General features: G+C 73.1%; 22 protein-coding genes. 10 read left to right on the forward strand and 12 right to left on the reverse strand.

The genetic code is table 11. The features are described from left to right. Window positions 1–142 precede the first annotated feature (142 nt). Window positions 143–766 (reverse strand): hypothetical protein, encoded by a 624-nt coding sequence (locus ACZ4YL_RS40070; RefSeq protein ID WP_468123336.1) that lies wholly within the window; start codon window positions 764–766, stop codon window positions 143–145. A 235-nt stretch (window positions 767–1001) separates the two neighbouring features. Between ACZ4YL_RS40070 and ACZ4YL_RS40075 the strand changes: the two genes are divergently transcribed. Together ACZ4YL_RS40075 and ACZ4YL_RS40080 are read left to right on the forward strand one after the other, a co-directional pair. After that, a complete protein-coding gene (locus ACZ4YL_RS40075; RefSeq protein WP_468123337.1) occupies window positions 1002–1181 on the forward strand; it encodes a hypothetical protein in 180 nt (59 codons plus the stop codon). A 47-nt stretch (window positions 1182–1228) separates the two neighbouring features. Next, entirely contained in the window at window positions 1229–1996 is a 768-nt protein-coding gene (locus ACZ4YL_RS40080; RefSeq protein WP_468123339.1) for a glycosyltransferase 87 family protein, read from the forward strand. Here ACZ4YL_RS40080 and ACZ4YL_RS40085 read toward each other — a convergent pair. The 3 genes from ACZ4YL_RS40085 to ACZ4YL_RS40095 all read right to left on the reverse strand — a co-directional run bounded on the left by ACZ4YL_RS40085 (window position 1954) and on the right by ACZ4YL_RS40095 (window position 5257). Beyond that, window positions 1954–3597: a DNA repair helicase XPB gene (locus ACZ4YL_RS40085; protein ID WP_030387353.1), complete on the reverse strand. Its 1644-nt coding sequence runs from the start codon at window positions 3595–3597 to the stop codon at window positions 1954–1956. The two genes, ACZ4YL_RS40080 and ACZ4YL_RS40085, sit on opposite strands and share 43 nt — an antisense overlap. A 115-nt stretch (window positions 3598–3712) precedes the next feature. After that, window positions 3713–4648 carry a hypothetical protein gene (locus ACZ4YL_RS40090; protein ID WP_468123341.1) on the reverse strand — a complete coding sequence of 312 codons (936 nt, stop codon included), beginning with the start codon at window positions 4646–4648 and terminating at the stop codon, window positions 3713–3715. A gap of 171 nt (window positions 4649–4819) precedes the next feature. Next, complete coding sequence (locus ACZ4YL_RS40095) at window positions 4820–5257, reverse strand: hypothetical protein (RefSeq protein ID WP_468123342.1); 438 nt, start codon at window positions 5255–5257, stop codon at window positions 4820–4822. A gap of 279 nt (window positions 5258–5536) precedes the next feature. Between ACZ4YL_RS40095 and ACZ4YL_RS40100 the strand changes: the two genes are divergently transcribed. Beyond that, window positions 5537–5893: a hypothetical protein gene (locus ACZ4YL_RS40100; protein ID WP_468123344.1), complete on the forward strand. Its 357-nt coding sequence runs from the start codon at window positions 5537–5539 to the stop codon at window positions 5891–5893. 96 nt (window positions 5894–5989) lie between these two features. Here the strand turns inward: ACZ4YL_RS40100 and ACZ4YL_RS40105 are convergent, their stop codons facing one another. Next, window positions 5990–6439, reverse strand: coding sequence for a hypothetical protein (locus tag ACZ4YL_RS40105; RefSeq protein WP_468123345.1), 450 nt, complete (start codon window positions 6437–6439; stop codon window positions 5990–5992). 527 nt (window positions 6440–6966) lie between these two features. Between ACZ4YL_RS40105 and ACZ4YL_RS40110 the strand changes: the two genes are divergently transcribed. Then, window positions 6967–7509, forward strand: coding sequence for a DoxX family protein (locus ACZ4YL_RS40110; protein WP_468123347.1), 543 nt, complete (start codon window positions 6967–6969; stop codon window positions 7507–7509). 29 nt (window positions 7510–7538) lie between these two features. Here ACZ4YL_RS40110 and ACZ4YL_RS40115 read toward each other — a convergent pair whose 3' ends face one another. Then, window positions 7539–8135, reverse strand: a complete 597-nt coding sequence (locus ACZ4YL_RS40115; RefSeq protein ID WP_468123348.1) for a DUF4291 domain-containing protein — start codon at window positions 8133–8135, stop codon at window positions 7539–7541. A 94-nt stretch (window positions 8136–8229) separates the two neighbouring features. Next, window positions 8230–10722 carry a helicase-associated domain-containing protein gene (locus tag ACZ4YL_RS40120; RefSeq protein ID WP_468123349.1) on the reverse strand — a complete coding sequence of 831 codons (2493 nt, stop codon included), beginning with the start codon at window positions 10720–10722 and terminating at the stop codon, window positions 8230–8232. Window positions 10723–10808: 86 nt separating this feature from the next. Here ACZ4YL_RS40120 and ACZ4YL_RS40125 point away from each other — a divergent pair, with 86 nt between their 5' ends. Next, the gene (locus tag ACZ4YL_RS40125; protein WP_468123351.1) at window positions 10809–11813 is read left to right on the forward strand and encodes a hypothetical protein; all 1005 of its coding nucleotides are present in this window, start codon (window positions 10809–10811) and stop codon (window positions 11811–11813) included. A gap of 194 nt (window positions 11814–12007) precedes the next feature. Beyond that, window positions 12008–12625 (forward strand): HAD family hydrolase, encoded by a 618-nt coding sequence (locus tag ACZ4YL_RS40130; RefSeq protein ID WP_468123353.1) that lies wholly within the window; start codon window positions 12008–12010, stop codon window positions 12623–12625. A 15-nt stretch (window positions 12626–12640) separates the two neighbouring features. Here ACZ4YL_RS40130 and ACZ4YL_RS40135 read toward each other — a convergent pair whose 3' ends face one another. After that, on the reverse strand, window positions 12641–12892 hold the full coding sequence (locus tag ACZ4YL_RS40135) for a hypothetical protein (RefSeq protein ID WP_468123355.1): 252 nt from the start codon (window positions 12890–12892) through the stop codon (window positions 12641–12643). A gap of 178 nt (window positions 12893–13070) precedes the next feature. Here ACZ4YL_RS40135 and ACZ4YL_RS40140 point away from each other — a divergent pair, with 178 nt between their 5' ends. Continuing rightward, complete coding sequence (locus ACZ4YL_RS40140) at window positions 13071–13454, forward strand: cold-shock protein (RefSeq protein ID WP_030012939.1); 384 nt, start codon at window positions 13071–13073, stop codon at window positions 13452–13454. A gap of 75 nt (window positions 13455–13529) precedes the next feature. Here the strand turns inward: ACZ4YL_RS40140 and ACZ4YL_RS40145 are convergent, their stop codons facing one another. The 4 genes from ACZ4YL_RS40145 to ACZ4YL_RS40160 form a co-directional block, all read right to left on the reverse strand. Next, a complete protein-coding gene (locus ACZ4YL_RS40145; protein ID WP_468123357.1) occupies window positions 13530–14393 on the reverse strand; it encodes a 1,4-dihydroxy-6-naphthoate synthase in 864 nt (287 codons plus the stop codon). Then, entirely contained in the window at window positions 14374–15105 is a 732-nt protein-coding gene (locus ACZ4YL_RS40150; protein ID WP_468123359.1) for a futalosine hydrolase, read from the reverse strand. Before ACZ4YL_RS40150 ends, ACZ4YL_RS40145 begins: the two co-directional genes overlap by 20 nt. 13 nt (window positions 15106–15118) lie before the next feature. Beyond that, on the reverse strand, window positions 15119–15610 hold the full coding sequence (locus ACZ4YL_RS40155) for a DUF2771 domain-containing protein (protein WP_150257960.1): 492 nt from the start codon (window positions 15608–15610) through the stop codon (window positions 15119–15121). Window positions 15611–15891: 281 nt separating this feature from the next. Beyond that, entirely contained in the window at window positions 15892–17253 is a 1362-nt protein-coding gene (locus ACZ4YL_RS40160) for an MFS transporter (protein WP_468123361.1), read from the reverse strand. Window positions 17254–17580: 327 nt separating this feature from the next. Here ACZ4YL_RS40160 and ACZ4YL_RS40165 point away from each other — a divergent pair, with 327 nt between their 5' ends. From ACZ4YL_RS40165 to ACZ4YL_RS40175, 3 genes are all read left to right on the forward strand, one after another. Then, on the forward strand, window positions 17581–18504 hold the full coding sequence (locus ACZ4YL_RS40165; RefSeq protein WP_189735105.1) for a DUF3027 domain-containing protein: 924 nt from the start codon (window positions 17581–17583) through the stop codon (window positions 18502–18504). A 62-nt stretch (window positions 18505–18566) separates the two neighbouring features. Next, a complete protein-coding gene (locus ACZ4YL_RS40170; protein ID WP_030011817.1) occupies window positions 18567–18797 on the forward strand; it encodes a hypothetical protein in 231 nt (76 codons plus the stop codon). Window positions 18798–18924: 127 nt separating this feature from the next. Beyond that, window positions 18925–20388: a flotillin family protein gene (locus ACZ4YL_RS40175; RefSeq protein ID WP_373044742.1), complete on the forward strand. Its 1464-nt coding sequence runs from the start codon at window positions 18925–18927 to the stop codon at window positions 20386–20388. Window positions 20389–20678 lie beyond the last annotated feature (290 nt).

Here is a 20678-nt window from a genome sequence, read left to right on the forward strand (position 1 = left end):
CTCCAGCTGCTGGATGCGGAACAGATGGCCCGCCGGTTTCCGGCCGGAGGGCGGCTCTCCCCGATGAGGCGGCGGGAGGCGGCAAGAGCGGAGATTCTAGCCACCGGTGCGGTGCGGCGCGAACGAATATCGGAGGCGGGGATCAGGGGATCTGGAGGGAGGAGAGGAGCTGCTGGTGCATCTCCTTCAGGTCCTTCTCCTTCGCCTCGGGACCGTAGGTCAGGGCCATGACGAGATGGTCGTCGTCGGAGATGAAGCGGATGGAGCCGACCGCGGCCCCGTCGGCGTCCTCGCCGGAGAGGCTCGCGTCGAGGGCCGGACGGCCGTCCACCGTCGTCTTGCGGACGTTGTCACTGGTCAGGGTCCCGGCGCCGGTCAGGCCGTACGCGTCGACGAAGGCCTTGAGGGCGTCCTCCAGCGGAATCCGGTCGCCCGGCATGTCGTAGACGGCGAAGCCGGTGGCTCCGTCCGGGGTCTCCACCCCGTACACGCGGGCGTCGACGGACTCGCCCTCCATGGGGATGGCACCCATACGGACCTCGGCCTTTCCGGGAAGCCGGGCCGTGATGCCGCTGGGGGGATCGGTGGTCTTCACCGCGCCCTGGGTGGGCTGGGTGGGTGTGGGCGTGGGGGCGGCGGCGACGGCGGCCGCGGCGGCGTGTGCCGGGGCGGCGACCGCGGTGGCGGACGGCAGCAGCCCTCCTGTGACCAGGGCTGTCGATGCGGAGAGCAGCGCGAGGCGCTGCGTCCGGGAACGTTGGGTCATGCGGATCACTCCCTGGCGTGGTCGCCGGCACCGCGGACCTTCCCAGGGTCCGTCCCGACCCGCCCGCGTGCATCCGGACGGGTGTCGCACCGTGTCGCACCTGTCGTACCGGGGAGTGTCAGACCTTGGTATCCACCCCTAGGGGTACGCATGCGACGGGAGGAGGACCCGGGGGGCCGTGAGGTTCCCTCCCGGGAGCGATGTGCGGGACGGCGCGAAAACGCACCATGGATGCATGAGCCCCGCAACCTTCACCTCGATCCAGGGCAGCCGTCCTAGCGGCGCCGCATCCGACTCCCGTCCGCAGGGCGGCCTCGGCGGCATGCTGCGCGCCGTCAAGATCTTCGCCGCGACCGCCGTCAGCGTCGTCGTGCTCGGTGAATACGCCGAGGACGCGGGCGTCATACGCCACTGACCTCGGGCCCCGCGCAGCACATCCACTGATCCACTAGGGTCACGCGGGTGACCCGGAGTCCCGTTCCCAGCCGCTCACCCTCGTCCTTCGCCGGTGTGCTGCTGACCGGCTCGCTGCTGCTGCTCGGTGTGCTCTGCATCGCCCTGCGCATTCCGGTGGCCGACGCCCTCGTCCAGGGTTTCTCCGCCGCAGAGTGGGGGCCGTCCGCCACGTATCCGCCGTTCGCGGCGATCCTGTTCACGCCCGCCGCGTGGCTGCCGAGCGGCGCGCTCAAGGCCGTCCTCGTCCTCGGCAACGCCGGCCTGCTCGCCCTGCTGATCACGCTGTCCTGCCGCCTCGCGGGACTCCGGTCCCGGCCCGGGCCCGTGCTGGCCGCCACCATCGCCGGGCTGTGGCTGCAGCCGCTGTTCCAGGCACCGCTGCCCGGGCTGATCAACCTGGCCCTCGCCTGCCTGGTCCTGTGGGACCTCGGCCGACCGCGCTCCGCGCTCGGCAAGGGCTTCGCGCTGGGCGTCGCCGCCGGGATCACCCTCGCCCCGGCGGCCATCGCCGCCTACCTCCTGCTGACCCGCCGCGTCCGCGCCGGGCTCACCGCGCTGGCGGCTACGGCCGGGACCGCCCTGCTCGGGCTGCTGGTCCTGCCGGAGGCCTCCGCCGAGTTCTGGACCCGGCACCTGGCCGACGCGGCCCGGGCCCTCGTACTGGACTGGCCGCCGCTGTGGGTCTGGTGCGCTCCCTTACTGGCCGTCCTGACCGCCCGCGCGTGCCGGAGTCAGTCGCTCGCCAGCAGCTCGTCGGCGTCCATGATCCGGTAGGCGTACCCCTGCTCGGCGAGGAACCGCTGGCGGTGCGCCGCGAAGTCCTGGTCGATCGTGTCGCGCGCGACGACCGAGTAGAACCGCGCCTCGTGGCCGTCCGCCTTCGGCCGCAGCACGCGGCCCAGGCGCTGGGCCTCCTCCTGGCGGGAGCCGAAGGTGCCCGACACCTGGATGGCGACGGTGGCCTCCGGCAGGTCGATGGAGAAGTTCGCGACCTTCGAGACGACCAGCACGCTGATCTCGCCCTCGCGGAAGGCGTTGAAGAGCTTCTCGCGCTGCGCGTTGGACGTCTCGCCCTTGATGACGGGGGCGTCCAGGTGCTCGCCCAGCTCGTCGAGCTGGTCGATGTACTGCCCGATGACGAGGGTCTGCTCACCGCGGTGCTTGGCCACCAGCGCCTCGGTGACCTTGCGCTTCGTCGCCGTCGTCGCGCAGAAGCGGTACTTCTCCTCCGTCTCGGCCGTCGCGTACGCGAGCCGCTCCGACTCCGTCAGATTGACCCGGACCTCCACGCAGTCGGCGGGCGCGATGTAGCCCTGCGCCTCGATCTCCTTCCACGGGGCGTCGAACCGCTTCGGCCCGATGAGGGAGAAGACGTCCGACTCCCGCCCGTCCTCGCGCACCAGCGTCGCGGTCAGGCCGAGCCGGCGGCGCGCCTGCAGGTCGGCGGTGAACTTGAAGACCGGCGCGGGCAGCAGGTGCACCTCGTCGTAGACGATCAGGCCCCAGTCCCGGGAGTCGAAGAGCTCCAGGTGCGGGTAGACGCCCTTCCGCTTCGTCGTCAGGACCTGGTAGGTGGCGATGGTGACGGGCCGGATCTCCTTGCGGGTACCGGAGTACTCGCCGATCTCGTCCTCCGTCAGCGAGGTCCGCTTGACCAGCTCGTGCTTCCACTGGCGGGCCGAGACGGTGTTCGTCACCAGGATCAGCGTCGTCGCCTTGGCCATCGCCATGGCCCCGGCGCCGACCAGCGTCTTGCCGGCGCCGCAGGGCAGGACGACCACACCGGAGCCGCCGTGCCAGAAGCCCTCGACGGCCTGCTGCTGGTACGGCCGCAGCGCCCAGCCGTTCTCGGCCAGGTCGATCGGGTGCGCCTCGCCGTCCACGTAGCCGGCGAGGTCCTCGGCGGGCCAGCCCAGCTTGAGCAGCGTCTGCTTGATCTGCCCGCGCTCGGAGGGGTGCACGGCCACGGTGTCGGCGTCGAGCCGCGCACCGACGAGCGGGGCGACCTTCTTGGACCGCAGGATCTCCTCCAGCACCGGCCGGTCGGTGCTGGTCAGCACCAGTCCGTGCACGGGGTGCTTGGAGAGGGTCAGGCGGCCGTAGCGCGCCATGGTCTCGGCGACGTCGACGAGGAGTGCGTGCGGGACGGGGTAGCGGGAGTACTCGACGAGCGCGTCGACGACCTGCTCGGCGTCATGGCCGGCGGCCCGGGCGTTCCACAGGCCGAGCGGGGTGATCCGGTAGGTGTGGATGTGCTCGGGGGCCCGCTCCAGCTCGGCGAAGGGGGCGATGGCACGCCGGGCGGCTCCGGCGAGCTCGTGGTCGACTTCGAGGAGGAGGGTTTTGTCGCTCTGGACGATGAGTGGACCATTCACGCGCGGCGCCCCGTTTCATTCAGGTCAAACCTCCAGTGTGCCGTACGGCGCGGAGGGTGGGAACACGGCGCTTCGGCGGGGCACCACGCGGGGCACCGGGTGGGCCCCCGACAGGTCAGCGGCCCAGGCCGTCCAGGAGCAGGGCGAGGCCGCCGTGGAACTCGCGGTCCGGGTCGTCGTCAGCCACTGGGTGCGCTCCGACCGGGCCGCTCTGGACGCGCGGGTCCACGAGAGGATCACCCGCCGGCTCCACGAGGTGTGGCCCTTCGACGCCGGGCGGATCGACTACGCCCCCAGGTGAGACCGGTGCTCGCCGCCGGGCGCGCCGACCGCGGCGGCCGGCATCAGCCGCGCCGCCGCTGCCACCAGCGTCGCTTCGGCGCGGCGGGCTCGAAGGCCGCCGGGGTGCCGCGGCGTCCGGGGCGAGGGCGCGCAGGGCCGTGCGGATGCGGTCGAAGGTCGCGATCGGGTGATGCCCGTCGCCGGGCAGCGCCACGCCGACGCAGACCAGCTTGAAGCTGTTCTCGCCGAGACCGGCGCCGATGAACACCGGTGCGCCGACGCACCCCTGCGGCAGGGTTCCGACCCAGCGGACGCCGTCCTCGCCGGTGCGCACGATCTCCCCGACCACGAGGGCCTGCTCCCGCGCGCCGTTCTCGGCGTCGACAGGGTGGCCCAGCAGGTAGGCGGGGACCGGCGTCCCGCCGAGACGGGCGATGTCCTCCTCCGTGGCCGCGACACCGTCGGTGATCTCGTCCGTCGTCCAGCTCCACCCCTTGCGCGCGGCGTACGCGTACAGCGCGGTGTCGGGCATGACCGCCCCGCCCAGGTCCCCGAGGTGGGTCCACCCCTCCGCGAAGCCCATCATCGCCACCTTCTCCGCGCTCATCGCGGGTGAGCACAGCTCCGGCCGGAGGGTGATCTCGGCCGTCTCGACCCTCGTCGGCTCACCGGCTGTCACCAGGTACTGCCGGACGACCGCACCCTCGGCGGTCTCCTCCACGAGTTCGTTGAACCAGAAGGCCGTCGCGTGCTGCTCCGCCCGGTTCACCCGCTTGGTTTTGTAGCTGCGTTTCGAGAACGTCTGTTGCTCAATGGCGAGAACGCGCTCTTCCTCGGGGAAGTGGTGTTGCCGAGTTCTGAGAACGCCTCAGTACTTGCCTCAGGACCGTGGTTGTGCTCAACACGACGTGCGTCGGCGAGGAGCCGGCCTGGACCCGGGTCAGGGCGAGGCGGCAAGTGCGACGCGGCGGAGGTATTCGTCGTACTCGCAGCCGGCGTCGGGATCGCCGACGGTCGGACACAGCACTGGATCATCCGCCTCGCCAAAGAGGGAAACGGGAACCCTGCAGTCGGTACCGGAGAACGTGAGCTGCAGGTAGGCACCGCGATCCACCGGCTCGTCCACACCCGAACCAAAGTGCCAGCTGCCGGAGGACATGTCCGACCGGTTGCCGCAGCGCTCTGCCGCCGACAACCGGGGAACCCCGTCACTGGTGAAACTGCCGTTCGCGTGGAAGGTCAAGACCGTCCCCTCCCGGCTGCGCCACTGGCCGGCCAGCTGGTCGGCCGAAAGCGCCACGGCGTGGTACGCCGCAGCATTGCAGGCAACCGTCACCGCGCCAACAGCCACCATCAGCCCGGCACGCCGCCATCCCATGCATCCCACGGCAACTCCACCCCCACAGCCAGGCCCGCGTCCACGGACTCAGCACGCATTTGAACACGCTCAAATGCGTGGCCTGCGCCCGGGTCCCGCCCTACCGACCACCCTCCGGCCCACATGGCCTGCCCGCCACCCCGCGAATGCCTGACCAAGCCGCCGCTTCAGGGCTGCCATCGCGCGATACGAGCAGACCCCTGTTCCTACCTCTCGCCAACATTCTTCAGGCAGCAGCCCGCAGTCGTTCCCGGAATCCGGCGACAACCGTTTCTGCCTGTGACCTACGCAGCCATCGGCGAGATGGTGCGCGCCGTGCGGCATCGTGACGAGCCGCGGACTCTGGCGCGTCTGGCCGGCTCGTTCGAGGGGTACGTGTCGTGCCTTCTGGTCAACGGCGCAGGCTTGGGCGTTTTGGGCACCATGGAGATCGAGAATGATCTGCCTGTGGTGCTGACGGTGTGGTGTCTGTCCAACATCGGCGTCAGCGCCGTGGTGTTCGTCGTGGTGGCCCAGTCGAGGATTCGGAGGCCAGCAGCATGGGCCGGACTCGTTTTCGTCGAGCGGCATGCCCCGAAGTACGGCCGGCCGCCGGAGACGATCGAGGAGTACCGGGCGCTGCAGCTTCATGAGTAGGCGTCAGAGGCTTGACCAGCCGAGAAGGACAGAACCCCGTGGACGCGATGTCCACGGGGTTCTGCGCTGCTTGGCCGGCCGAGCGGGACGTCGACGCTACTTACCGCACTTGGTCTTGAAGCCGTCCAGCAGAGCCTTGCCAGCATCCGAGTTGTCACGCACGTACGCGCTACCGCTGATGCTGATCGAGGTTTCGCTGGTTGAGATCGACTCGCTGCCGGTCCGCTTGTTGCGGCTGTCGTCTCCGGCGACCGTCCAGATGATCTGGGACTGATCCTTGTTGAACTCGCCGGTGCTGGTCACACCCGGCTTCTCGTAGACACCATCGCAGCTGTACTCATGATGCGAGACACTGTTGCCCTTGACGACCAGCTGGCCGAGGTCGGACGTGCCGTTGACGTCCTTGACGTAGTAGGTACCGTCGAGCTTGCTGCCGCTGTCGCTGCTTCCGCTGCAGGCGGTGAGTATGAGTGAGCCCGCGGCCAGGGCCGCGATGGACACGGTCATCTTGGCCCGCGTCCTACGTGCGGTCCTGGTGATGCTCATGACGTTCCCCCTTCGTTCGTTCTGGATAGGTCGGTTTGAGATAGAAGGCCAGTCAAAATAACCTACGGATAGGTGACTTTGGCTGCCGGGATCGCCTGTCAGGTGCCTGACCAAGCCGCCGCTTCAGGGCTGCCATCGCGCGATACGAGCAGACCCCTGTTCCTACCTCTCGCCAACATTCTTCAGGCAGCAGCCCGCAGTCGTTCCCGGAATCCGGCGACAACCGTTTCTGCCTGTGACCTACGCAGCCACCCGCTGGAAGGGAAGCGTCGCCCGGGCGGAGTCGGCGTTGATCAGGTAGACGATGGCACTGTGGAAATCAGGCAGCTCAGACATGGCTCGGGACAGTAGCCAACCGTCGACGGCGGCCCCTTGCCCGGGGTGTGTCCAGGCGTTCCAGGGCCGAACGGGTAGACGCCGTGGGCCGATGGGACGGGCGGAGACGTCGCTCCCGGAGCGTCACCGACGCGCCGCCTAGGGTGGCAGGCGCCCGCAGGCGCCCACAGGCGACGTCGGAACGGACCCTCATGACGCAAGCAAGCTGGGACCGCACGCTCCTCAGCACCTCCTCGGCTCCCGCCACCACCGTCACCCACGACACCGGCCTGCTCCTGCTCCGGCTCGTCGTCGGCCTCAGCATGGCCGGCCACGGCACGATGAAGCTCTTCGGCTGGTTCGGCGGCCCGGGCCTCAGCGCTACCGGAAAGGGCTTCACGGCGGCCGGCTACCCCGCCGGGGACGCCATGGCCGTCATCGCCGGTCTCGCCGAGACCCTGGGCGGCCTCGGCCTCGCCCTCGGCCTGCTCACCCCGCTCGCCGGAGCGGCGCTGACCGGCACCTTCATCAACGTCCTCGACGTCCGGGGACTGAGCGCCTACTTCCCGCCCAAGGGCGTGGAACTCGAAGTGGTGCTGTTCGCCGCGATCGTCGCCCTCACCCTCACCGGGCCGGGCCGCTTCGCCGTGGACCACTACCTCCCGGTGCTGCGCGAGAACCGGCCCCGCTACTCCCTGATCGCCCTGCTGGTGGGCGTCGTCGCGGGGTTCGTCGTCCTGCTCATCCGCGATTGAACCGACCGGCACCGACCGGCACCGACCGGCTACGCCCCCAGGTGGGGCAGCGGACCCGCGGGGTACGGGGTCTCCACGGGCAGCAGGGCGCGCGCGGCCGCCTCGTCCCCGGCCCCGAGCAGGCCGCGGATCTCCCGCGCCAGCCCGGTCACATCGCGGATGGAGACCGTCCACTCGTCGGCGTACGCCCGCGACGCCGGACCGGACAGGCCCAGCTGGAGCGAGCGGTACGGCAGCGGCTTCAGCCGCAGGTCCCGCTCCGGGTCCCACTGGACCCGGGCCGGCGCCCCGCGCAGCGCTTCCTTCCAGGCCGTCCGGTCCTCGTGCACGCCCCGCGCGTAGTGCGACAGGCAGGCGTCGCGCAGCGCCCGGTCGAAGCCCTCACGGGTGATCTCGACCGCCAGCACCGTCTCCTGGCCGTCCTTGGTCCCCCAGCCGCAGCGGTACATCATCCACAGGAACGACGGCTTGATCCACGTCATCCGCTCCCGCTTCCACGCGGGCGGGAAGCGCCCGTCGCGGGCGGCCGGCACCCCGAGCGCCGGGGAGTAGGCCTGGTACACCGTGATCGTGGTGTCGCTGTGCGCCGCGCGGATCTGGCGGTTCGGGACGTGCTCGTCGGACATGGGCTCAGGATGACGGCCCGTCACCCTGCTGACCATCGGTTTTCGGCGCGGGCGCCGACCAGGAGCCGCGACCGCCCCACCGGAACCCCGCCCCCTACACCTGGTCGTCCGCCAGCTCCGCGACACCGGTGATCCGGTGCAGCGCGTACGTCCGTACTTCGTCCGCCGTGTGGTCGTACCCGGTGACGAAGCCGCCCTCCACCCGCACCGGCGCGATGACCCGCTGGCTCGCCGCGCCCTCCGCGTTCACGTACCCGATCCACACCGCCGATCCGGTCAGCGCGGCCGCCTGCACCGTCGCCAGGGTCTCCGCCGCGCTCGTGCGCGGCAGTTCGCCCGGCACCCCGGTCCCGGCGGCGGAGGTCGTCGCGGGCTCCTTGCGCACCGCCGTCGCCGCCACGTCGCCCGCGCGGATCGCCCGTACGGCCGCCGCCAGCAGCGTCGCGTCCGGCACCGGCGGACCCTCCGGCACCGGTACGGGCGCCGAGCGGGCCGGGGTGCGGTGGGCGTCGGCCCGCGCCACCAGCACGTCGCCGGTACGGGACTCCGCGGCCGGCGCGTAACCCATCGCCCGCAACCCCTCCAGCAGGACGGTCGGATCCGCCTGCGCCGCCAGCACCGTCGGCGCGAGGCGGCGCAGCCCCAGCCCGGCCGAGCGCTTGTCGGCCAGGATCTCGCCCAGCATCGCGTCGTCGTCGCAGCGCAGGTACGAGGAGGCCGCGCCGACCCGCAGGTGTCCGTGCCGGCGGGCCACGTCGTCGATCAGGTAGGCCAGCGGCTGCGGCACCGGCGTACGGCTGTGCTCCTTGAGGAAGGCGTGCAGGTCCGCGGCGGCATGACCGGCGTCCAGGGCCCGGCGCACCGAGCCGGGCGTGAACCGGTACACCGTCGCCCCGCCCTTGGACTCCACGTCCGCGAGCACGGCGAGGGTGTCGCCCAGCGGGCGGCGCAGCGGGCCCGGGGCCACCGCCGTCAGGTCGGCCTGCAGCAGCACGTGGTCGACCGGCTCCGGCAGCAGCGGGGCCAGCAGCGGCGCCGGGTCGCGGTGCTCCAGCAGGGCCCGGCCGGGCCCGGACAGGGCGCCCCGGCCGGTCACGCCGAGGACCTCCGCCTCGGCCAGCACCCAGCGCGCGAGGCGGGCCCGCAGATCGCTCGCCCCGCGTACGGGACGCTCCCAGGCGAGCCGCGCCAACAGGGTCTCCGGGTCGGGCGACCCGCCCTCGGGCAGGTCCCCGAGGAGCTCCAGCACGCGCCGGCGCACCTCGGGGGCGGCGGAACGGTCGAGTTCGGGGCCGAGCGCGGACAGCGTGCGCCCCTTGGTGTCCTGCTCGCCGACCAGCGGGGCCGTGCGGGTGGCCGGCAGCCAGGCCGCCGCGAGGTGCGACCAGCGTTCGGCGGGCGGCAGTTCGACCCAGTCGTCGAAGGCCGGGGTGGGCGCGTACCGCTCGTCCGCCTCCCCGTCGCTGGCCAGCAGACCGGCCGCATAGGCCAGTTCGGCCCAGAAGGCCGCCTGCGGCTCGGTCGTGTCCAGCAGGGCCGCGGTCCGCTTCAGGTCCCGTACGGAGAGCCCGCCCGCCCGCAGCACCGGCGGACCGGCGTGCTCCCAGGACTTCACCAGCTCCTCGACGGTGGCCAGCGCGGCCAGCGCCTGCCCGGCGGCGTTCGCGTCCACAAGCTGTGGACGGTGCTCGCGGTGCGCGGGCACCGGCGGAGCCACCGGCGCGGTGTCCCGGTGCGCGAGCCCGCCGCGCAGGTGCAGCGCCACCTCGCGGGGCAGCACGACGGTCCGCGCCGTCGCGGGCAGCAGCAGCCCCCGGTCGCGCAGCCAGCGCACCGGCGGCGTCGGATTCGGGGTGACCTCCCCGTACGGCGGCCCCCACACGAGCCGCCCCAGCACCTGGTGCGCCTCCGCCGGAGCCTCGTCCAGCAGCGCCGACATCCGCTCCGGATCGGTGAACAGCCCGGTCAGCGCGGTCACCGCGGACACCGGGTCGTGCGTGGCGGGCAGCCCGACGGCCGCCACGATCTCCTGCACCCGGGTCGGCGACATCCCGGCCGTGGCCTCGGCGACGGTCGGACCCAGCCCGGTGGGGGAGGGCCGGGAGGCCGAGGGGGCGAGCAGCTCGCGCGCCGTGCGGACCAGCCGCAGCCGCTCCTCGTCGCCCCACACCAGGGCCTGGTCGCGCAGGACGGCCAGGGCATCGGGGAGCGCGGCGCGGGCCCGTTCGTCCTCGCCGCCCGTCAGCAGCCCCTCCAGCACCGGGTACGGGCACGGTTCCGGGCCCACCGCGAGGGCCTCGGCGGTCTGCAGGGCGAACCGGTCCAGCCGGTCCAGGGCGCGCACCACCGAAGCCCGGGTGCCGGCCCGGGTGGCCAGCTGCGTCACATCGCCGGGCACCGGTCCGAGCAGGTCCGGGCGGGCGCGCAACAGGGCCGCGAGCGCCGCGTCGTCACGGGCGCGCAGCGCCTCGGCGAGTGAACGCGGGAAGCTTCCCGCCGGGCTCCCGCCGGCGGATCCCGCCGCAGTGCTTGCCTCGGGCACAGTCGCCTCCTGGTCGCGTCGGCCGGTCAGTCGGCCGGTCCCCATCCGGTCAACGGTATCCGCTGCGCCCGCAGCAGCTCCACGGGCGCACGCGCTACCTTCGGGACAAGGGGTAAGGGAGGAGCCTGGGCGTGGGGATCGAGAGCGACCATCTGGTCTACGAATATCTGAGCCGCGTCGGGGACTTGGCGCAACGGCGGCAGCTGTCCTCCGGTGACCGGATGCGGCTGGTGTCGGGGCTGCGGGACGAGATCGACCGTCGGCGCGCCAAGTACGACCCGGACACCCCGGCTGCCGTACGGCGCATCCTGGAGCGGATCGGCACGCCCGAGGAGGTCCTGGACACCCTCGGCTCCCGGCAGGGCGCGGCCCCCGCCCCCGCGGCCCCCGCCGACGCCGGCCTGTCGGTCCCCGTCCAGCGGGGACCGGGCCGCCTGCGCAGCCGGAAGGCGGCCCCGGCCCGCCCGGCGGCGGAGCCCGAGAACGTGCCGCCGCACCTGGCCGGGCTGGACGAGCTCGGCCCCTCCGGCGGGGGCGAGCCCGACTGGTGGCGGGTGAGCCCGGCCGCGTACGGGGCGGGCCCGCAGGTCGACGGCTTCGCGGGCGGCATCGAGATCCCGGACCTGTTCAAGGAAGGGCCGCAGGACGAGCCGCGGGAGGGGGAGGCGGCGCCGGCTCCGCCCGGGGAGGACGAGGGGCGCGCGCGGAGCCTCGTACGGTTCCTGCGCGAGCGGCGGCGCGCGAAGAAGGCCGCGGCGGCCGGGGCCGCCGGGCCGGAAGCCGCGGCGGCCCCGGCCGCCCGCCCGCGGCCGAACGCCCTCCTGCTGCTGGCGGCGGCCGTCCTCGTCGTCGGCATGGTCACCGGCTACTGGCTGCTCCTCGTGGTCGGCTGGCTCCTTCCGTTCGCCTCGCGCGTGCTGAGGCCGGCCGAGCGGAAATGGGTGGTCTTCGGCCCGCCCGGCGCGGTGCTCGCGGGGGCGGTGCTGTGGGTGTGGGGCCGGATGAACGGCAAGTGGGGCGAGACCCTGCCCGACGACCAGCTGAGCGGGGCGCTGCACGGGATGTGGCCGTGGGTCCTGCGGGGCGCTGCGCTGGCCTCCGCGCTGTACCTGGTGTGGCGGGCGCGGCGGCGGTAGCCGGGGCGCGGCACCGCTGCCGGGGCTCCGCCCCGGACCCCGCACCTCAATCTCCCCCGGCTACCGCTGGGAGGTACCCCCTGGCGGGGCTGGAGTCCGTCTTCGGTGTGCGTTCCCCCGATGTAGGCCCGCAGTCCGCCGGCCGTAGGTCCGCAGTCGGCCTGCCGTGCGGGTGCCTCGGCACAATGGAAGGCATGAACCTCACCGTCGGCTTCGACCTCGACATGACCCTCATCGACTCGCGCCCGGGAATCAAGGCCGCCTACCAGGCCCTCTCGGCCGAAACGGGAACGTTCATCGACGCCGACGCGGCGATCACCCGACTGGGCCCGCCGCTGGACGAGGAGCTCGCGCACTGGTTCCCGCAGGACCGGATCCCGGCCGTGGCCGACCGCTACCGGGAGATCTACCCCACGCACGCCATCGCGCCGACCCCGGCGATGCCGGGCGCCCGCGAGGCGATCGATGCCGTCCGGGCGCTCGGCGGCCGCGCGATCGTCGTCACGGCCAAGCACGAGCCCAACGCCCGCCTGCACCTGGCGCACCTGGGCATCGAGCCCGACGCGGTCATCGGCTGGCTCTGGGCGGAGGCCAAGGCCGGTGCGCTGCGCGAGTACGGGGCGCAGGTCTACGTCGGCGACCACGTCGGCGACGTACGCGGGGCCCGTACGGCCGGCGCGCTGTCCGTGGTGGTGCCGACCGGCCCGTGCCCGGAGGAGGAACTGCGCGAGGCGGGTGCGGACGTGGTGCTGCCCGACCTCACGGCGCTGCCCCAGTGGCTCGCGCAATACGTCGCCGCGCAGCCCGTCTGAAGGCTTCCCGGGCCGCTACGCCTGCGAGGCCCGGGCGGCCCGGCGCTGCGCCGAGGCCGAGCGGAGCACGCCCGCCGCGGAGATGGCGAAGCCGACGCCCATGAGCATGCAGACCGCCCACGCGTACGGCGGGAACGGGTCGATGTCGAGGAAGAGCGGAGCCATGGTCGCCAGCGTGGCCACGGCCCCGGCGATGAACACGATGCCGCCGGCCCTGACGAGTCCGTCGCCGGGCCGCGCTTCGTCTGAATGAGGAGTAACAGTCACCTCACCAGGGTAGTTCCCTGGCCGAAGCAGCCGACCGTGAAGGACCGGGGAACGTCTTGTCACCCGGCCCCCGACCATTAGCCTTGAGGTGGCGGGTCACACATGGCCCGCTGCGCTGTTGTCCGGAGCCGTTCACGGCACTTCGGACCCCCGACGAGCACAAGGACAGAGGACGGACGTGCCTACCGGCAAGGTCAAGTGGTTCAACAGTGAGAAGGGCTTCGGCTTTCTCTCCCGCGACGACGGCGGCGACGTCTTCGTCCACTCGTCGGTGCTCCCTGCCGGGGTGGACGCTCTCAAGCCCGGCCAGCGCGTCGAGTTCGGTGTCGTCGCGGGCCAGCGCGGTGACCAGGCACTTTCGGTGACGGTACTGGACCCGGCACCCTCCGTCGCGGCCGCGCAGCGGCGCAAGCCGGACGAGCTCGCCTCGATCGTGCAGGACCTCACGACCCTCCTGGAGAACATCACCCCGATGCTGGAGCGCGGCCGCTACCCCGACAAGGTGCACGGCACGAAGATCGCCGGACTGCTGCGCGCGGTGGCCGACCAGCTCGACGTCTGAGCCTCGCACCGTCACGCGTACGACTGCGCCCCGCCACTCGGAAGAGCGGCGGGGCGCAGTCGTGTGTGCGGGCGGTCAGTCCTGCGGGAAGTCCAGCGAGCCGGGCGGGATGGCCGGTACCAGACCCTCGGCCGCCGCCCGCGTGAGCAGCCCGCGCACCGCCGCGTAGCCGGAGTCGCCGAGGTCCGCGGTGAACTCGTTGACGTAGAGACCGATGTGCTGGTCGGCGACGGCCGGGTCCAGCTCCTGGGCGTGCGCGCGGACGTACGGGCGGGAGGCCTCCGGGTCGTCCCAGGCCATCCGGACCGACGTACGGGCCGACTCGGCCAGCGCGCGCAGCCGCTCCGCGCCCAGCGAGCGCCGGGCGATGATCGCGCCCAGCGGGATCGGCAGGCCGGTCGTGGACTCCCAGTGCTCACCCATGTCGGCCAGGCAGTGCAACCCGTAGTCCTGATAGGTGAACCGGGCCTCGTGGATCACCAGCCCGGCGTCCACCCGGCCGTCCCGGACCGCCGGCATGATCTCGTGGAACGGCAGGACGACGACCTTGCCGACGCCCTCCGGCAGCACGTCCGCGGCCCACAGCCGGAACAGCAGGTAGGCGGTGGAGCGTTCGCTCGGCACGGCCACCGTCCGCCCGGTCAGGTCCAGCCCCGGCTCGCGGGTCAGCACCAGCGGGCCGCAGCCGCGCCCCAGCGCCCCGCCGCAGGGCAGTAGCGCGTACTCCTCCAGCACCCACGGCAGTACGGCGTACGACACCTTCAGCACGTCCAGCTCGCCGCGCTCGGCCATGCCGTTGGTGAGGTCGATGTCCGCGAAGGTGACGTCGAGGGCGGGCGCGCCCGGGACCCGGCCGTGCGCCCACGCGTCGAAGACGAACGTGTCGTTCGGGCAGGGCGAATAGGCGATCTTCAGCGGTTCACCGGTGGTCGTGCTCATGGCGTTCTCCCCAGTTCGCGAGTACGGGCCCCAGCACGCGGAAGCCGTCGGCGAGCGCGGTCAGCGCGTCCCCGATCCGCCAGGCGGCACGGTCACGAGGGCCCACGGCGTTGGACACGGCGCGGATCTCCAGTACGGGCAGCCCGTGCGCGGCGGCCGCCTCCGCGACCCCGAAACCCTCCATGGCCTCGGCCCCGGCCATCGGGTGCCGGGCGGCGAGCGCGGCGGCCCGGGCGGCGGTCCCGGTCACGGTGGAGACGGTCAGCACGGGCGCGAGCAGCGCCCCGGTCGCCTCGGCGGCGCGGGCGGCGAGCTCGGCGGGCGGCAGGTGCACACTGTGCCCGAAGCCGAGCTCCGTCACGTCGAGGAAGCCGTCGGGGGTCTCGGCCCCCAGGTCGGCGGCGACGATCGCGTCGGCGACCACGAGGGAACCGAGCGGGGCGGCGGGCGCGAACCCGCCGCCGATGCCGGCGGAGACGACGAGCGAGTAGTTGGCGAGGGCCAGGGCGGTGGCGGTCCCGGCGGCGGCCGCCGCCGGACCCACGCCCCCGACGAGCACGTCGAAGGCGATGCCCGGAAGGTCCCGGCGGTTGACCAGGTAACCGCCGGACAAGGTGCGTGGCTCAGGACCAGGAGTGTCCGGATGAGGGGTCAGCCCGGTGGTGACGGAGTCTGCCTCCGCCGCCACCGCGGTCACGACGAGCACGCGCACCGCTGCCGCCCGGTTACTTGAGCTTGAGGTTGAAGGACCAGACGGCGAGCGGCTTGCCGTCCTCGGCGATCTGCAGGAACGCGAGCTTCTTCGAGGAGGGGGCCTCGCCCTGGCCGCCGGTCGCGAAGACGTCGGCACCCGGGAAGCTGCGGTAGGTGTTCGAGGAGGGCTCGGTGATCGGCTGGCCGTCCAGGACCGCCGACCAGCGCTTGCCGTCCTCGACGATCTCCGGCTCGACACCGAGACGCAGCGTGTCACCGCGGGCGTACTCGACGGTCTTGGGGTTCTTGAGGTTGGTGAGGCACTCCTGGACCTGGTCCATGGAGAGCTCCTTGCCGTCGTTGTGGCAGGAGGCTTCGGCGGACACCGACGAGGTGCCGACCGTCACGGTCGCCAGCGGTGTCGGCTTCTCGCCGCAGGCGGAGAGGAGGAGGAGGCCGGCGGACACGGCTCCGAGGGCCGCGACGCTGCGGCGGGCCCTACCCGAGAAAAGCGGTGCGGTCATGAGCCGAAGGCTATCGGGCCGGTGGGCTGCGCCGCCGCACGGGGTACCGGTGGCCTGCGGCGCGGCGCGGTTCTGTCGGTGCGGCGCCGCCGCGCGAGCGGCCCCGGGCTCCGCCCGGGCTTCCCCGGGCTCCGCCCCAGACCCCGCGCCTCAAACTCCCCCGGCTACCGCTGGGAGGTGCCCCCTGGCGGGGCTGTCTTCCAGCCCGCCCGGCGTTTGAGGGCACGGGCGCGCAGCGCACGTACGGGGCGAGCCCCGGCAACGGCGCCGCAGGCTCGGCGTCACGCCACGCGGGGGCGGGTGGTGCCCGTGTGGTGGGGGCGGGGGGCCGAGAGGACGCCGCGCAGGGCCATCGTCGTACCCAGGGCCACGATCGCCGCGGCCACCGACATCCCCAGTACCCCGTTCAGCGGCAGCACGATGCCGATCGCGCCACCCAGGACCCACGCCACCTGGAGCAGCGTCTCCGAACGGGCGAAGGCCGAGGTCCGCACCGACTCCGGCACGTCCCGCTGGATCATCGCGTCCAGCGACAGCTTCGCCAGCGCCTGGCAGAAGCCCGCCGTCGCGCCCAGCACGGCCATGAACAGCCCGCTGAAGAACACCGCCGCGAGCACCGCCACGCCCAGGGTCAGGCACAGCACCGCCGCGATGATCGCCTCCGGCGCCCGCGCCCGCAGCCACGCGCCCGCCGCCGTACCGCAGGCGTTGCCCACGCCCGCCGAGACGCCCACGATGCCCAGCGACACCGCCGCGCTCTGCCCCGCCAGGGGATGCTCGCGCAGCAGGAACGCCAGGAAGAAGATCAGAAACCCGGACAGCGCACGCATCGAGGCGTTCGCGAGCAGCCCGCACAGCACCGGCCGGCTGACCGTCCGCAGGCCCGGACGCTTCGAGTGCGGCTCGTGCGTGGACAGCCGCGCCCGGCGCTCGCCCTTGGCCTCGTCCACCTTGTGCGGCAGCGTGAACGCCGCGACGGTGCCCCACACGAAGATCACGCAGGCCCCGTACAGCGGCCACGGCGGCCCGATCAGATGCAGGGCGGCACCCACCGGTGCCGCCGCGCCCGTGGCCAGCAGACCGGCCAGCGTGACCCGGGAGTTCGCCTTGACGAGTGAGAATTTCGGCGGCAGCAGCCGGGGCACCACCGCACTGCGGACCACCCCGTACGCCTTGGACGCCACCAGCACGCCCAGCGCCGCCGGATACAGCTGAATGCCCCCCGTGGCCACCGCACCCGACATCAGCAGCGCCAGCAGCGCGCGCGCCAGCATCGAGGCCGCCATCGCCGCCCGCCGGCCGTGCGGCAGCCGGTCCAGCAGCGGACCGATCACCGGGGCCAGCACGGTGAAGGGGGCCATCGTGATCGCCAGGTACAGGGCCACCCGGCCGCGTGCCTCGTCCGTGGGAACGGAGAAGAACACCGTCGAGGCCAGCGCCACCGTGATCATCACATCGCCGGCGCCGTTGATGGCGTGCAGCTCGATCAGCTTGCCGAGGCCCGATTCCCCCGCCCCGTGCGCGTGCGTGGCCCGCCGGATCCCGCGCGCCGGAAGGTGCAGCGCACGCCCGACAGCCCGGCCGGCCCGCCTGGCCGGTCCCGAGCCGTCGTCGGACGACCGTACGGGTGCCACACTCGACATAGTGCCCCACCCGGCCCTGCCGGGCGCCTCCCGGCGCGTCGCCCGGCCGGTGGCTTGTCCGCGAATCGGACCTTGCATGTGTGCCCGAGGCTTAAGAGGAGGTAGCGTGCGTAGCGCGCCACCGGCGGTTGCTCCTGGCCGCGCGCCTCTTCGTGATCCCGCAGAATGGGTCGCAGTGAGGTGCGCCCGGAGTCCGATCGGGTGCGGACGTCGACGCGGCCCTCTGGTCCGCTCCGCCCGCGCCACGTACGGACAGCACCGGCGGGTCGTTGTGGACGACAGTACGGACGGCGCACACGTGAGACGGCGTAGGAGAGAACGAGACCAGTGAGTGCTGCGACGACGCGAAGCCGTACCCCGCGTACCCCCGACCGCCTGTGCGTCGAGGCGGTAGAACTCGCCCGCGCGGCGGCCGAGGAGGCCGCCTTCCCCGGAGTGGTGGGCGCGCACGTCTCCGCCGTGGCGGAGGGCGACCGCGTCGTCACCCACTTCTTCGAGTCCAAGGAACCGGGCTACCGCGGCTGGCGCTGGGCCGTCACCGTCACCCGCGCCTCCCGCGCGAAGAACGTCACCCTCGACGAAACGGTGCTGCTGCCCGGCGACGACGCGCTGCTGGCCCCCGAGTGGGTGCCGTGGAGCGAGCGGCTGCGCCCCGGCGACATGGGCCCCGGCGACCTGCTGCCCACCGACGCCGAGGACCTGCGCCTGGAGCCGGGCTGGTCGGGCGAGGACACCCCGCCGCCGAACTCGGTGGTCTCCACCGAGATGGCCGAACTGGTCGAGGCCGAGGACGCCGACGTCACCGACCGCGCGGTGGTCCCCGTACGCGGCTCCATCACCTCGGTCGCCGAGGAACTGGGCATGCGCCGGGCGCGCGTGCTCTCGCGGTACGGGCTGCACACCGCCGCTGACCGCTGGGACGAGTCCTTCGGCGCCAAGACCCCGATGGCGCAGGCCGCGCCCGCGTCCTGCGTCTCCTGCGGCTTCCTGGTCGCCATCGGCGGCTCGCTCGGCCAGGCCTTCGGCGTCTGCGCGAACGAGTTCAGCCCGGCCGACGGCCGTCTGGTGTCGCTGTCCTACGGCTGCGGCGGCCACTCGGAGGCCGCGGTCATGCCCGCGCCGCTGCGCCCGGCCCCGCCGGTGCTCGACTCGATGGCCTCGGACGAGTTCACCCTGCGACCGGCCCCCGACACCGGCTCGGTCCCGGTCTCGGAATCGGACCTGCCGGCCGCGGACCTCGGCCACTCGTAGCCTCGCAGCCCGCTCCGGCTCGGCAGGCCCCTTCCGGTGGCCGTGCGGCGTACCCTCGCCCCATGGGGGACACGGGCGCCGACGCGGACATGGTGGGACTGACCGGCCGGGTGACCGGGACGGTCGGGCCGGGGCTGGTGGGCGAGGTCATCGTACGGATCCGGGGCGGGGCGGAGCACTTCCTCGCCCACCCGGTCGCGGGGACCGGCCGCATCGCCGTCGGGACGGTGGTGACGGTGGTCGAGTACCTGCCGCCGCGCACGGTGTACGTGATGGCCGCCTACGACAACTGACGCCCCGTCCCACCTGTACGTATCAAGATGGCGACAAGACTCGGCCCGCATCTTCCGGCGGGGCTGCGGCAGGCGCAGACTCGGCCTCGTCGGTGCCGAACGGCACCGCGCTAAGGGGGCGTTGCCGATGGCTATCGGCGTCGTGGCGGGAATCGTTCTCGCCGCAATCGTGGCTCTGATCGGCCTGTTCAAGCTCATGTGGCGGGTGGCCGAACCGAACGAGGCACTCGTCATCTCCGGTTCCACGCACAAGACCGAGGGCCTCGGGCAGGGCATGGGGTTCCGGATCGTCACCGGGCGGGGGACGCTCGTGCTCCCGGGCGTGCAGGCGGTACGGAAACTGTCCCTGGACCTCAACGAGACACAGCTGTCCGTGGACTGCGTCACCCACCAGGGCATCCCGCTGCGGGTGAAGGGCGTCGTCATCTTCAAGGTCGGCGACGACCTCGTGTCGATCGCCAACGCGGCCCGCCGGTTCCTGGACCAGCAGAAGATGATGCCCGAGCGCGTGCACATCGTCTTCGCGGGCCATCTGCGCTCCATCGTGGGCGGGTTGACGGTCGAGGACATGATCCGCGACCGGGAGAAGCTGACGGGCCAGACCCGGATGGCCTGCGGTACCGAGATGGAGAAGCTCGGCCTGATCGTCGACTCGCTGCAGATCCACGAGATCGAGGACCCGACCGGCTACATCAAGAACCTGGCGATGCCGCACGCGGCGGCCGTGCAGCGGGACGCGCGGATCGCGCAGGCCGAGGCGAACCGGCTGGCCACGGAGGCCGAGCAGGCCGCCTTCGCCCGGATGGCCGAGGCGACGCGCGACAGCGAGATCCTGCAGGCCGGCTACCAGGCCGAACGGGACAAGGCGGCGGCGACGGCCCGTCAGGCGGGCCCGCTGTCGGAGGCGGCCGCCCGCCAGGAGGTCGTCGTCCAGGAGACCCGGGTCGCGGAGCTGGAGGCGCACCGGCGCGAGCAGCAGCTGCAGGCGGACGTACGCAAGCCCGCGGACGCGGCGGCGTACGAGACCCGCACCCGGGCGGAGGCCGAGCGTGACGCCCGGATCTCGGCGGCGCAGGCGAAGGCGCGGGAGACGGAGCTCGCGGCGGCCGCCGAGGCCACGCGGGTGACGACGGCGGCGACCGCCGACGCGCAGGCCGTGGAGGCGCGGGGCATCGCGTCGGCGAAGGCCACGCGGGCGACCGGTGAGGCGGAGGCCGCGGCCACGCAGGCGCGGGGCCTCGCGGAGGCGGAGTCGGCGAAGGCCCGCGGTCTGGCCGAGGCGGAAGCGATCAAGGCGCGGGCCGCCGCGCTGGCGGAGAACCAGGAGGCGGTCGTCGCGCAGCAGCTGGCCGAGAACTGGCCGGCGATCGTCGAGGCGGGCGCGGGGGCCTTCGGGAACGTGGAGCACATGGTCCTGCTGAACGGGGCCGAGGGCATGTCGGAGATGTTCGCGAAGGCGCTCACGATGGGCGGCACGGGCCTGGGCGTGGCCCGCCAACTCCTGGCCTCGATGGGCCAGACCCCGCCGTCGGGCACCCCTTCCCCGGCCTCCCCGCCGGTGAACGGCCGCATCCCGATCCGCGAGGAGTAACGGGCCCCATCCGGCACCGCCGGGCACCTTCAGCCCCTCCGGCTCGCTCCAGGCCTCTGGCCTGCCCCGGCCCTCCGGGCGCATGCGGCTTCGCTGGGCAGATTCAGCCCCTCCGGCGTTTGAGGAGCGGGGTCCGGGGCGGAGCCCCGGCAACGGCGCGGGCGCCGAACCGTCTGGTTTCCGGCGCGGCGCCGCTGGGGGGGGGGGGGGGGGGGGGGGGGGGGGGGGGGGGGGGGGGGGGGGGGGGGGGGGGGGGGGGGGGGGGGGGGGGGGGGGGGGGGGGGGGGGGG

This window comes from Streptomyces sp. NPDC030021 (genome assembly GCF_055574035.1).